The organism is Pseudobutyrivibrio sp. AR14, from assembly GCF_900101325.1.
Taxonomy (GTDB): domain Bacteria; phylum Bacillota; class Clostridia; order Lachnospirales; family Lachnospiraceae; genus Pseudobutyrivibrio.
Map to the genome: position 1 here is coordinate 1 of NZ_FMUY01000008.1, position 12,093 is coordinate 12,093.

The following is a 12,093-nucleotide window of genomic DNA, read 5'->3' on the forward strand; positions in this document are numbered from 1 at the left end:
ATCGTAGAAAATTGCTTCGTTCGACTTGCATGTGTTAAGCACGCCGCCAGCGTTCATCCTGAGCCAGGATCAAACTCTCATGTTAGAATCATGACTTTTTGTTCACGAAGTGAAGCAAAAAGTTATGTAAGTAGCGAACTTGTTCGCTACAATAAGTTCAATCGCTAGTCAAAATAAATCTGACTTTACTAATAAAGGTTTTTGTTTCGTCTTAGAAACTAAATGAATTTCAAGGATACATGTTTTAAAAACTTGTATTAATTCAAGGTTTGTTTCACTGTTCAGTTATCAATCTTCGCTTTGTTGTTGCCCTCAGCAGCAACTCGTTTATACTATCATGTCGCCAGCCGTTTGTCAACAACTTTTTTATTTATTTTTTCTTGACTTTCTTAGGAAAATCAAGGGCTGAAGCTCTCTCGAGTCAGCTTGTATATAGTATCAAGTGGATGGCTTTTTGTCAAGCACTTTTTACTAAATTTTTTCAGCTGATTTTGTGAGATATCACACGCTTTTTCAAGGTGTTCTTGCTCACGCGACAGCTTGTTTATAATAGCAAGGAGACAATCAAATGTCAACAGCTTTTTTCAAATTTTATAAGATTTTTTTTAGAGCTTCAACAGAGGCATTTTCAGTGGCCCAACTGGTGGCAATTCTGATGACTGTATGAGCCTCATCATACTTCTCCCAGAAGCCATAAGCTACCTCTTTTTTAAGGTCCTCTAGCTTACTATTTTCCATTACAACAAATGTCTGGTTAGTAGGATTCTCCATATAGAGGTGGTACCCCTTCTTTTTCAAATCCTCTCTTATAGTATTAGCATGTGCAATTGCATTCTTTCCCATCTGCATATAAAGGTCATCTGTAAATAAAGCATCAAATTGAACGCCAAGTAGTCTTCCCTTTGCAAGGAGTGCTCCATGCTGCTTTATCTGGGTAATCATATGCTTAGGTGTATTACCCTTGGTAAAAACAATAGCCTCTCCAAATAGAGCTCCGACTTTTGTTCCTCCTATATAAAATACATCTGCATAGGATGCAATATCTTCCATAGAAAGATCATCCTGGGCAGCGAGACCATAAGCAAGTCTAGCCCCATCTATAAATAGAGGTATATTGTATTCCTTACATATAGAAGAAACAGCTTCTAATTCATCTCGTGAATAGAGGGTTCCATACTCTGTTGGATATGATATATAAACCATCCCTGGATTCACCATATGCTCTGCACTATCGTCAGCATAATGGTCCACAAGCATTTGTTTTAATTCTGTCGCATCAATCTTGCCTTCATGACCAGGAATAGTAATTACCTTGTGACCGCTATATTCAATGGCGCCAGCCTCATGAACTGCCACATGACCAGTTGCAGCTGCTACAACACCATCATAATTGGAAAGCATAGAATCAATTACAACCTGATTAGTCTGTGTACCTCCTACCAAAAAGTAGATATCAGCATCTGGGCAATTTATATAATCGCGAATCTTAGCCTTAGCCTGTTGGCAGAACTCGTCTTCTCCATATCCCGGTGTAGACACCATATTAGTTTTAGAAAGAGCTTCCAAAACCTTTGGATGACATCCTTCAGCATAGTCGCAAGAAAAATAAAGCATATCCTTTTCCTCCAAATCACGTATTGAATTTAGACTAGCCCAAAATTCATTAAAACACAACTATATTTTATGCAAGTATATATACAACAAAAAAGGCAATCACTATTGTGATTGCCTATCAAGCGGAGAGGGTGGGATTCGAACCCACGCGCCCTTGCGGACAAACGGTTTTCAAGACCGCCTCGTTATGACCACTTCGATACCTCTCCATATTCTGTTATGCATCTCTCGGACACGAATAGTATAATATCATCCAACACATCAGATGTCAACAAAAAAGATGTAAGTTTTTTCTAAAATCCTTGAATTCAGAAAATTGCGACAACGCTAGGATTTAAGGCTATTTTTCTACCTCCTTTTCAGGATAGCTTCTCCGAATGCAGCATCCTCAGGTGTGGTCACTTTTATATTCATATAGGAACCCTCTATCATATGAACCTCATGGTCTGTAGCCATCTCAACAATCATAGCATCATCTGTGATAGAGCTATCTGCTGTAGGGATAATCTTGTCATAGGCGCCACGGATAAGATTGTACTCAAAACACTGTGGAGTCTGTACAATCCACACATTACTTCTATCAGGTGTATCAAGAACCTTGCGATGAGAGTCAGTAACTTTAACAGTATCCTTGGATGGCATACCTACTACACAGGACTCATACAAGGCTACAGAAGACATGCAGCGGTGAATAATATCTACTGTAACAAAAGCTCTTGCGCAATCATGTATTAAAACATAGCCATCGTCTACAGCCTTAAGACCGGCGTAAACAGAATTATATCTCTCCTCACCGCCCTCAACGATAGCAACACACTTATCGATATGATATTTCTCAATGATTTCCTTGCGACACTTCTCAACATCTCCAGGTGCTACAACAAGAACAATCTGAGTCACCTTGCTCTCTTGAAATGTTCGTAAACAATGAACCATCAATGGTGCATCGCCTATCTTCATGTACTGTTTTGGTATTTCCTGTTCCATTCTCTTGCCACTGCCTGCTGCAAGAACTATCGCTGTAAACTTGTTCATTATTGTTCCCTTTTAGTATTCTAAGTAAGCCATAAAACAATAGTTACATTAACGTTCTCCTAATTTTAAATTAGGTATCGCATTTAAATCCCAGCCATCTCTTCGGCCAGCCAAATATTCATAATATGCTGCCGCGCCAATCATAGCTGCGTTGTCTGTACATAGTATTGGAGATGGGTGGTAAAATTTCACACCCTTTTCTTGGCACATCTTTTCCATTGCATTTCTAAGGGTTTGGTTGGATGCAACTCCACCTGCTATTGCAAATTTATCCATGCCAAACTCATCTATAGCACGAGCCGCATGGTCACAAAGAGTATCTATAACAGTCTGTTGGAAAGAGGCTGCTATATCTGCTTCGTTAACAGTCTCGCCCTTCATCTGCGCTCCATTAATATAATTCAATACTTGAGATTTTAAACCACTAAAGGAAAAATCATATAGCTCATCCGTAACCTTAGGTCGTGTAAAATGAATAGCAAAAGGATTACCATCATGAGCTGCCTTTTCTACCTTCGGTCCACCTGGATAACCAAGACCTATAGCACGAGCCACCTTGTCAAAGGCCTCTCCTGCAGCATCATCTCTAGTACGACCAAGTATTTCGTATTTGCCATAATCAGATACACGCACAAGATGTGTATGACCACCAGAAACCACCAGGCATAAAAACGGTGGTTCTAAATCTTTGTTTTCTATGTAGTTAGCACTTATGTGGCCCTCGATATGATGAACGCCAATAAGAGGCTTTCCTGTGGCAAACGCAATAGCCTTGGCCTCTGCCACTCCCACAAGCAACGCTCCAACAAGGCCAGGGCCATATGTTACTGCTATAGCATCCATATCCTCAAGGCCCATATCCGCCTCTTCAAGAGCCTGTTCTATAACTTGATTAATTCTCTCTATATGCTTTCTAGAAGCAATCTCTGGAACAACTCCCCCATACAATGTATGAAGAGGAATCTGTGTAGAAATGATATTACTTCTAACATCCCTTCCATTTACAACAACAGCTGCTGCAGTCTCATCGCAGGAGCTCTCTATAGAAAGTATTTTAATTTCTTTAGTATCCATTTATTTCATCCTTTGTAGCCAATCTCCAGGTAAGGATTTTCCAATTACCGTCTTTGTCCTTCCTCAAGCAAAAGTCCTCGTATGTACGGTCGTATGAGCTGCCCTCTCTGATAAAATAATATACAGATATGAACGCACAGTCATAACCATTAACCTTTTTGTACTGGACCTCTTTGGAATCACTGATAGTCGCTGAGACTATAGTCCTAGATCTGTTATGATAATCCTCTATCTCCATAGAAAGAGAGGCTAAATATGTATCTCTAGGATTGTATGCTAAAAGCTCGTCGTCCATTAGCATGCGAGCCTGATCTGCCATCTTCTCAAGCTCCTCCTGAGTATAATCCTCACTATAATAGGCCGTAATAATTCGATTGTACCATTTGACAACTGCACGGGCTGTAGCAGGATAATCTGATTTAAAATTCTTATTGATAATAGCCTGAACCTCAGATACCTCAGTAGCTTCTTCAGCTTTGGACTGAGAGTTTCTTTTAGACAAATAGGCATAGTATCCCACAACCAGGGATACCATACAGATTACCGCTATTCCAATTCGCAGTACCTTTCTCATATTACTCCTCCGCAAAATCTAGCTCTAAGAACTTGCCGTCTTCTCCAAGCTCAGCCTGTGGAAATATATCACAGACAGCTTTCATATATCGCTTGTGCCCCGTCATAGATGGTGAAAAATGAGTAAGCCAAAGCTTGGATACATTTGCATCCTTAGCAACCTTTGCTGCCTCATAGAAAGTCATGTGTTTATTCTTTTTTGCCTTAGCCAGCTTTTCCTCTTCTGCGTACATACCTTCACAAATAAGAAGGTCCGAATCCTTAGCCCCATCAACAAGAGATGCGGTAGGTCTCGTGTCAGTACAATATGTGACCTTAATACCCTTTCTAGCAGCTCCCATCACCATATCAGGTGTATAGGTCTTGCCTTCGAACTCTACATTCTGGCCCTTCTGAAGTGGGTTCCATAGCTGGATTGGAATACCCATTTCCTTAGCTGCATCAACATTGAAACGGCCCTTTCTAGGAATCTCAATGCTATAGCCATAACAAAGAACATTATGATTAACCTTGAAAGCATGGATATGATAACCCATTATTTCAATGGTATCTTCCGGCTCTGTAATCTCATGTAATCTAATTTCAAATGGAAGCTCCGGAGCAATCACCCTAAGGGAATTAACAACTCTCTCAAGCCCCTTTGGTCCAATTATTGTGACCGGCTCTGTCCTATCTGAATTGCCCATTGATAATAGAAATCCTGGCAAACCGCTAACATGGTCAGCATGATAATGAGTAAGACAGATTATGGAAATAGGGTTAGGTGAAAAACCAGCTTCCCTTAAAGCCACCTGGGTGCCCTCGCCACAATCTATCAGGAGGCCCTCACCATTGAACCTCATCAAACAGGATGTAAGCCACCTGTTTGGCAAAGGCAGCATTCCGGCTGTCCCCAACAAACAAACATCTAACATTTTATATCCTCAAATTCTATTACTCTAGCTAAATAAAAAAGTATTAATTCATCTCAAGGCGCATGCATATTGCATCCTCAACTGGATCAGAGTAGAAGTATTTGCGCCTACCTATCTCTTCGAAACCAACTTTCTCATAGAGAGCCTTGGCCCTTTCGTTAGAGACTCTAACCTCTAAAAAGACTGTATCCACACCTCTTGATGTAAGTTCTCTAAGACTAGCATCAAGAAGAGCTTTTCCAATGCCCTTACCTCTATGTGACTCCGCTACAACTATATCAGGTAGCTCAGACTCTGGAACAGTCAAATAAAAAACTGCAAAACCTACACATGAATCTGACTCTGTAGCAACCATGATAAATGCATGATCTGAATCCATAGCCTCTTTATAAGAATCTCTTGACCAAGGACAACTCATAGAGGAACTCTCTATTTCTACTATAGTATCCAGGTCTCGGTCATTTGCAAAGCGAAATTCTATACTCATTGCAAACTACCTTTCTTTTCAAGACGCTCTCTCTCAGCTTGGGAAAGTCTAAGATACTCAGGTCTGTGATCAGCAGCTGGCTCGCATTCGCCATTTGCATAGTAAACAGCTCCAAGAGCTGCCACTGATGATGCATGCTGACGATTTACATGAGCTGGAGCAAATCTATATGGAACCTTTATAATGGATGAAATCATCTCTGCGAATACAGGAGTGCCATCACCTAAGAATGTGACTGGCCTGCCAAGAGAATTAATCTCTTCTGCAATATCATGAAAATCTACTGCACATTGTTCTTTTAACACATGCAAGCTACCATCCTGGTCAAATTCATATAAGCCTGTGTATACCTGTCCGCGTCTCGCATCAAGAATCGGACATATCACATCTGAACTGCCCCACATGTTATATGCCAATGCATCTACTGTAGGTACAGAAATAATAGGACAGCCAAGAGAAAGGCCAAGTCCCTTTGCTGTGGCTGATGCAATCCTAAGGCCTGTAAATGAACCAGGGCCTGCTGCAACAGCAATAGCATCTATCGAATTAAGATCAAGCTCAACCATCTTTGACAACTCATCAAGCATTGGAAGCAATGTCTGCGAGTGTGTCTTTTTATATCCAGTTGTATATTCGCCAATCAAATTATCGTCTTCTACAATGGCAACTGAAGCCACTAGCCCAGAGCCGTCTATTCCCAATATTTTCATAGTTATTTCTGTATCTTCTCTACCGTAATCTTGCGGTAATCAAATCCTTTTTCTAAATTCTTCTCTATTGTAACCTGAGTATAATTATCAGGCAAAATATCCTCTATAAGATTAGCCCACTCGATAAGAGACACTCCATCTCCATAGATGTAGTCCTCATATCCTATCTCGTCCATCTCCTCTACATCGCCTATACGATATACATCAAAATGGTAAAAAGGAAGCCTACCTGTATCATATACCTGAACTATTGTGAAAGTAGGACTACATATAGCCTCATCAATCTCAAGGCCCGTAGCAAATCCCTGTGTAAAGACTGTCTTGCCCACTCCCAAATCTCCGATGAGAGTAAATACCTGTCCTGGGGTAGCCTCTGCTGCGAGGCGCTTTCCTAGAGCTTCTGTTTCTTCTGGTGAATTAGTTTCAATAATCTCTATCATTTTAATTGTAATTTATAATCCTCTACATGATTTGTAATATACTCTTTGATTGAAGAATATTCATTTTCAATATCTGACATTGGAATAATATATGCATTGACTCTATTTGAATAGATCAAAAGATATTCCTTCCAAGAAGATACCTTGTAAATGTACTCCCATGGCAACTCTGCAGGCTGCTCTGTAGTAGGTGAGCTGATTAAAATGCCTGTCTCTGTAAGCTCATAAGTAAGTGGGTGCTGAAATACATCCTGGAGCATTTGATTTTTAACCCTAAGCTTAAGGCTCATAGGGATGTAAAGCAAAAATACAATTGCCACAGTTGGATACATCACTCTATATACAAGGGACAGCTGTTGAAAGCGTAAAATCCAAACTGTAATCAAAAGGACAAACAGTAAAATAGAAAGAATCCCCTGATTGGAAGTATATGTGTGATGTAAGTTGTATCTATATAAATCATTCTCTGATATCTTAGTGCTAAACTTAATATTTGTCATAATCAAAATCTCCCTATATATAGTGTATTTTACCATAATATACTTCTATATACAAAAAAAGAACGAGCCGAAACCCCTTACGACTCATTCTTAAACCATTTCTCCTAAAAAGCAAACTGTCTGTTACTTTTCTTACTGAAATTCAGTATAGGTATCTATGACAAGAATGTCAACAGTTTGAACTATTCAGGGTATTATTTTGTATAAATGCCACAAAATCTCTAAACATAATGTGATGATAATACGAAAACCTTTAAGTAAAATTTGAGGCTCCTATTCCATATTCTTTCCATGGTTTTGTTATTTCTTTGAAAGCTTCATGGTGAGGGCTATTCTTCCCTTCTTTTCGTCTACAGAAAGAACCTCCACATCTACAATATCTCCAACAGAAACCACCTCTAACGGATGCTTAATATAACGATCAGTCATCTGTGAAATATGAACCAATCCATCCTGGTGAACTCCAATATCTACAAAAGCACCAAAATCGATAACGTTTCGAACTGTCCCCTTAAGCTGCATACCAGGCTTTAAGTCCTTCATCTCAAGAACATCACTCTTAAGGATTGGCTTTGGCATATCTTCTCGTGGATCGCGTCCTGGCTTTTCAAGTTCCTTTACAATATCCTCTAAAGTCATCTCTCCGACTCCAAGTTCTGTTGATAACTCTTTGATATTTTTTATACTCTTGTGGATTTCCTTAAGTGTTCCTGATGCAATGTCTTTTACATCAAATCCAAGCTTCTCAAGAAGAGCCTTAGCTGCATCATAACTCTCTGGATGAACAGCTGTAGCATCGAGAGGATTCTTTCCGCCTGTAATTCGCATGAAGCCTGCGCACTGCTCAAATGCTTTTGGTCCAAGCTTAGGAACTTTCTTAAGCTCTGCGCGAGAATTGAATTTTCCATTCTCCTCACGGTATGCAACGATGTTTTTTGCAAGGGTTTTGTTGATACCTGAAACATACTCAAGCAATGATGCCGAAGCTGTATTTAAATCTACACCAACAGCATTAACACATGTCTCTACTACTCCTGCAAGGGTCTCATCGAGCTTTTTCTGATTCATGTCATGCTGATACTGACCAACACCTACGGATTTTGGATCAATTTTAACAAGCTCTGCAAGTGGGTCCTGAAGACGGCGAGCCATAGAAGTAGCGCTACGCTGTCCTACATCAAAATTAGGGAACTCTTCTGTAGCAAGCTTACTTGCTGAATAAACAGAAGCCCCAGCCTCATTAACAATAATGTATTCAACCTTTTCAGGAATCTCTTTTAACATATCAACGATAATCTGCTCAGACTCACGGCTGGCTGTTCCATTGCCCAGAGAAATAAGAGATACGTTGTATTTTTTAATAAGAGACTTAATTACCTTTTTAGTCTCCTCTACCTTGTTCTGAGGAGCGGTTGGATAAACCACTGTTGTATCCAGTACCTTTCCTGTGGCATCCACAACTGCGATTTTACATCCTGTTCTAAAGGCAGGGTCCCAGCCTAATACATTGCGCCCTGCAATCGGTGGCTGCATAAGAAGCTGAGTAAGATTCTTACCAAATACCTTGATAGCTCCATCCTCTGCCATCTCTGTAAGGTTGTTTCGGATTTCATTTTCAATAGAAGGTGCAATAAGTCTTGTGTATGCATCCTCGATTGTTGTCTGCAGAGTCTGATTCGTATTTACGTTATCTCTGCTGATAATTTTCTTTTCCAGATAATTTAAAATGTCATCAACTGGAGCCTCAATACTCACCTTTAGAATCTTTTCCTTTTCGCCACGGTTGAGGGCAAGAATTCTATGTCCTGGAAGCTTAGCAATTGCCTCGTCATAGTCGTAGTAATTCTCATAGACGGACTCCGCCTCTGCATCTTTTGCCTTTGAAATGATGCGACCATTTTTAAATGTTTTCTCTCGAATCCAGGTACGATAATCAGCATCGTCAGAAATGCTCTCTGCAATAATATCGCAAGCACCAGCAATAGCTTCATCCGGTGTGTTAACTTCCTTTTCAGGATTGATAAATGACTTTGCCTCCTCTTCAAGAGACTTGTCTGTCATCTGAAGGATAATAATATTTGCAAGTGGCTCTAAGCCCTTTTCCTTGGCTATAGTAGCTCTAGTTCTGCGCTTTGGTCTGTATGGACGATATAAATCATCAACAGCAACCTGAGTGGTTGCCTCAAGAATAGCTTTTTTAAGCTCATCTGTCAGAAGGCCCTGCTCCTCAATAGATGCAAGACATGTAGCTTTTTTCTCTTCAAGATTTCGTAAATACGTAAGTCTCTCAGAAAGAGCACGTAACTGCTCGTCATTAAGTCCGCCTGTAGCCTCTTTTCTATAGCGGGAAATGAATGGAACTGTATTCCCCTCATCTAATAATTTCACTGCAGCCTCAACCTGTGCAGGTCTAACCTGAAGCTCTGTTGCAATCTGTTTAGTAATATCCATGTTGTAACTCTCTTTCTTTTTATATAAAAAGCTCCTTTTATAAGCCCAAGCTAAATGTAGGATGCTATTTATTTACAAATGCTGATTTTACTTTAGCATTTAGATTTCTTACTATTATCGCTCCTATCCATGTAAGAACGATAGCTAATAAGAATAATGTAAAGGTCTCTCTACGACTGTATAAAGAAATATCATAATGCTTAAATAACAAAATGATTATCATATGGTGAACTAAAATTATATTCCAACTAATGCCCGAAATATAAGTAATCACCTTATATATTCTCTTTTCAGGATTAATATCCACATCCCTTATTGCTAAAAACATAGCAACAGACCATATGACACATACAATTTCAAATGGCTGGTTTAAAACTACAGGGAAAATTGCAGTGTAGCCAGCGAGCAGTAAATAAACGAATATTGCCACTGAAATTACAGTGCAAATTATTCTTATATTTTTTGAAATCTGCTTTTGTCCAACGAGCTCATAAAGGAGCATTCCCACATAAAAATACAGCAACACAAATAGTGGATTGTGCTCCACTTGCATATCAAAAGGATTGAAAACAAAAAGCATAAATCCACTCCAAAGAGCAAGCACTACAAGCAAAACATATTTGCACTTTTTAACAGCCTTCGCAAAAAGTGGGAAGAATATATAGCAAAATACTATGCATGACATGAACCACTCTCCAATAAGGTAAAAGCCCAGTCCTCCACTCATCTCCTGTACCATTGCATCTACACCAATAATCGTAAATACGAAAGTGTAAAGTGGAGAAGTGCTTCCAGCTGCAACATTATTTACTGCAAAGTATGCGAGAAACATTATCGTATATGCGATATAAAATGGAATAAATAATCCCTTAAATCTTCTGATGTAATATTCTTTTGTAGTCAGCTCATCCTCATGATTATACATAAGCGCATAACCTGAAATAATAAACAAAAACAAGCTAGCTGGACGAGCCCAAATATTAGCAAAATAATTAACAGAAGGCATGATTGGATCTGTGCCATGAGCCAAGTTAATATACTCTATACAAAAATGATATAAAAATATAAAGATAACACCTATATCTCTGAGGATATCAAGGCCTATAATTCTCTTTTTCATATGATTTTCTCCTGTGGATTTTTACTAATTCAGTATATATAAAATAAAACTCGTTAGCAACTTGCGCCGTCTTGCACATTATTTTTTCTGTTGACAAGATTTACAGCTAGTGATATAACCGTATTAGTACAAATAATACAGCTAGGAGATTTATATTATGAACAAAAAATTTTTAGTACTTCTTATGACAATGGGCTTATCAATTGTAGCCTGTGGAAAAAACGATGACTTTTATAATGAAGATAACGGATGTGGTGTTGGCCTTGAGGAATGCGCATCAGAGTGCGATACTGCCGAGGATTCACTTATCACTGCAGACGACGAAGTATTAGAAGTAACGGTTGAAAACGAAAATGAAGACATTAGCTTTTCTATTTTAGATGATGGCAAGACAGTTCTCGAGAAACTTGGTGAGCCTGCTAGCACAACTGATGACGGTGATTACCACACTAGCAAATACTATAATGCAGGAGAATTGACATATAGCACTGAAGGAGATACTACAGAGATTGTTGAGTTCAAAAGCTTTAGTGATGCATGGAAAACAAGCAAGGGAATCACAATCGGCTCTACTGCAGAAGAAATTATTTCAGCTTATGGTGAGTCAGGTTGCGAATATGATTCAGAAGACGGAGATCATATGATAAGTTATACTTACACAAACGGCTACAGCATTTACTTTACTTTAAACGACAACAATGAAGTAATCTGCTTCCAGATGTGCATCGGACGTGGCTAATAAAAAAGGGGTAGGATGATTCCTACCCCTTAAAATGGACCACTAACCCCGTCCCCTAGGGTCAAATTTTTTCTACGTTGCGTGTGGCTACTACGTCAACGCCTGTGCCGCAGACATTTTTAACCACCACGTCGCCTATGCGGATTGGTGCGGTCATAACTGCTGCATCAATTTCTTTCATGACTGCATCAATTTTGTCCTTAGGTATGTTAGATTTAGTCTTCACTGAAACGCGAGGCCTGTCTCCTCCTAGGATTACAGCTGTAGATGTGACTGTACGCTCTGGATGAGTAACTTCATTTCTTGCGTATTTATCACCGATGCCACAGGTGTTACCTGTCACTGAAACAACCTCTCCATTTTCTAATTCTACTGTAATGGCACAACCCATTGGGCAGCCGATACATGTTAATTCTCTCTTTTCCATTTTATCTTC

Annotated in this window: 13 protein-coding genes, 1 tRNA gene and 1 rRNA gene; 1 reads left to right on the forward strand and 14 read right to left on the reverse strand. The window is 39.4% G+C overall.

Going from position 1 to position 12,093, the window contains the following annotated elements; all coding sequences use genetic code 11:
- From BLP50_RS08535 to BLP50_RS08595, 13 genes are all read right to left on the reverse strand, one after another.
- A 16S ribosomal RNA gene (locus BLP50_RS08535) occupies nt 1-85 on the reverse strand; the annotation flags it as partial.
- Between the two features lie 506 nt (nt 86-591).
- Nucleotides 592-1,614: a threonine aldolase family protein gene (locus BLP50_RS08540; RefSeq protein WP_090153726.1), complete on the reverse strand. Its 1,023-nt coding sequence runs from the start codon at nt 1,612-1,614 to the stop codon at nt 592-594.
- A 123-nt stretch (nt 1,615-1,737) separates the two neighbouring features.
- Nucleotides 1,738-1,823 (reverse strand) — tRNA-Ser (locus tag BLP50_RS08545).
- Between the two features lie 139 nt (nt 1,824-1,962).
- Entirely contained in the window at nt 1,963-2,649 is a 687-nt protein-coding gene (gene ispD, locus BLP50_RS08550) for a 2-C-methyl-D-erythritol 4-phosphate cytidylyltransferase (protein ID WP_090153728.1), read from the reverse strand.
- A gap of 48 nt (nt 2,650-2,697) precedes the next feature.
- Nucleotides 2,698-3,723: a tRNA (adenosine(37)-N6)-threonylcarbamoyltransferase complex transferase subunit TsaD gene (tsaD, locus tag BLP50_RS08555; protein WP_090153730.1), complete on the reverse strand. Its 1,026-nt coding sequence runs from the start codon at nt 3,721-3,723 to the stop codon at nt 2,698-2,700.
- A complete protein-coding gene (locus BLP50_RS08560; RefSeq protein ID WP_090153732.1) occupies nt 3,713-4,297 on the reverse strand; it encodes a DUF6715 family protein in 585 nt (194 codons plus the stop codon). The genes tsaD and BLP50_RS08560 overlap by 11 nt, the downstream gene beginning before the upstream one ends.
- Nucleotide 4,298: 1 nt before the next feature.
- Nucleotides 4,299-5,210 carry a ribonuclease Z gene (locus BLP50_RS08565; protein WP_090153734.1) on the reverse strand — a complete coding sequence of 304 codons (912 nt, stop codon included), beginning with the start codon at nt 5,208-5,210 and terminating at the stop codon, nt 4,299-4,301.
- Nucleotides 5,211-5,253: 43 nt separating this feature from the next.
- Complete coding sequence (gene rimI / locus BLP50_RS08570; protein WP_090153737.1) at nt 5,254-5,697, reverse strand: ribosomal protein S18-alanine N-acetyltransferase; 444 nt, start codon at nt 5,695-5,697, stop codon at nt 5,254-5,256.
- The gene (gene tsaB, locus BLP50_RS08575; RefSeq protein WP_090153739.1) at nt 5,694-6,407 is read right to left on the reverse strand and encodes a tRNA (adenosine(37)-N6)-threonylcarbamoyltransferase complex dimerization subunit type 1 TsaB; all 714 of its coding nucleotides are present in this window, start codon (nt 6,405-6,407) and stop codon (nt 5,694-5,696) included. Before tsaB ends, rimI begins: the two co-directional genes overlap by 4 nt.
- Nucleotides 6,408-6,409: 2 nt before the next feature.
- Nucleotides 6,410-6,847, reverse strand: a complete 438-nt coding sequence (tsaE, locus tag BLP50_RS08580; protein WP_090153742.1) for a tRNA (adenosine(37)-N6)-threonylcarbamoyltransferase complex ATPase subunit type 1 TsaE — start codon at nt 6,845-6,847, stop codon at nt 6,410-6,412.
- Nucleotides 6,844-7,347 (reverse strand): YcxB family protein, encoded by a 504-nt coding sequence (locus BLP50_RS08585; protein ID WP_176753731.1) that lies wholly within the window; start codon nt 7,345-7,347, stop codon nt 6,844-6,846. Before BLP50_RS08585 ends, tsaE begins: the two co-directional genes overlap by 4 nt.
- Before the next feature lie 300 nt (nt 7,348-7,647).
- Nucleotides 7,648-9,798, reverse strand: coding sequence for a Tex family protein (locus BLP50_RS08590; protein WP_090153746.1), 2,151 nt, complete (start codon nt 9,796-9,798; stop codon nt 7,648-7,650).
- Between the two features lie 64 nt (nt 9,799-9,862).
- Nucleotides 9,863-10,918 carry an acyltransferase family protein gene (locus BLP50_RS08595; protein WP_090153748.1) on the reverse strand — a complete coding sequence of 352 codons (1,056 nt, stop codon included), beginning with the start codon at nt 10,916-10,918 and terminating at the stop codon, nt 9,863-9,865.
- A gap of 157 nt (nt 10,919-11,075) precedes the next feature.
- Between BLP50_RS08595 and BLP50_RS08600 the strand changes: the two genes are divergently transcribed.
- Complete coding sequence (locus tag BLP50_RS08600) at nt 11,076-11,657, forward strand: DUF4309 domain-containing protein (protein WP_090153750.1); 582 nt, start codon at nt 11,076-11,078, stop codon at nt 11,655-11,657.
- Nucleotides 11,658-11,718: 61 nt separating this feature from the next.
- Here the strand turns inward: BLP50_RS08600 and BLP50_RS08605 are convergent, their stop codons facing one another.
- Entirely contained in the window at nt 11,719-12,084 is a 366-nt protein-coding gene (locus tag BLP50_RS08605; protein WP_090153752.1) for a DUF1667 domain-containing protein, read from the reverse strand.
- Between the last annotated feature and the right edge of the window lie 9 nt (nt 12,085-12,093).

Excerpts from the sequence above, each read along its gene's own strand:
- BLP50_RS08540 (WP_090153726.1), bottom strand. The coding sequence starts at position 1,614 with ATGCTTTATTTTTCTTGCGACTATGCTGAAGGATGTCATCCAAAGGTT.
- ispD (WP_090153728.1), bottom strand. The coding sequence starts at position 2,649 with ATGAACAAGTTTACAGCGATAGTTCTTGCAGCAGGCAGTGGCAAGAGA.
- tsaD (WP_090153730.1), bottom strand. The coding sequence starts at position 3,723 with ATGGATACTAAAGAAATTAAAATACTTTCTATAGAGAGCTCCTGCGAT.
- BLP50_RS08560 (WP_090153732.1), bottom strand. The coding sequence starts at position 4,297 with ATGAGAAAGGTACTGCGAATTGGAATAGCGGTAATCTGTATGGTATCC.
- BLP50_RS08565 (WP_090153734.1), bottom strand. The coding sequence starts at position 5,210 with ATGTTAGATGTTTGTTTGTTGGGGACAGCCGGAATGCTGCCTTTGCCA.
- rimI (WP_090153737.1), bottom strand. The coding sequence starts at position 5,697 with ATGAGTATAGAATTTCGCTTTGCAAATGACCGAGACCTGGATACTATA.
- tsaB (WP_090153739.1), bottom strand. The coding sequence starts at position 6,407 with ATGAAAATATTGGGAATAGACGGCTCTGGGCTAGTGGCTTCAGTTGCC.
- tsaE (WP_090153742.1), bottom strand. The coding sequence starts at position 6,847 with ATGATAGAGATTATTGAAACTAATTCACCAGAAGAAACAGAAGCTCTA.
- BLP50_RS08585 (WP_176753731.1), bottom strand. The coding sequence starts at position 7,347 with ATGACAAATATTAAGTTTAGCACTAAGATATCAGAGAATGATTTATAT.
- BLP50_RS08590 (WP_090153746.1), bottom strand. The coding sequence starts at position 9,798 with ATGGATATTACTAAACAGATTGCAACAGAGCTTCAGGTTAGACCTGCA.
- BLP50_RS08595 (WP_090153748.1), bottom strand. The coding sequence starts at position 10,918 with ATGAAAAAGAGAATTATAGGCCTTGATATCCTCAGAGATATAGGTGTT.
- BLP50_RS08600 (WP_090153750.1), top strand. The coding sequence starts at position 11,076 with ATGAACAAAAAATTTTTAGTACTTCTTATGACAATGGGCTTATCAATT.
- BLP50_RS08605 (WP_090153752.1), bottom strand. The coding sequence starts at position 12,084 with ATGGAAAAGAGAGAATTAACATGTATCGGCTGCCCAATGGGTTGTGCC.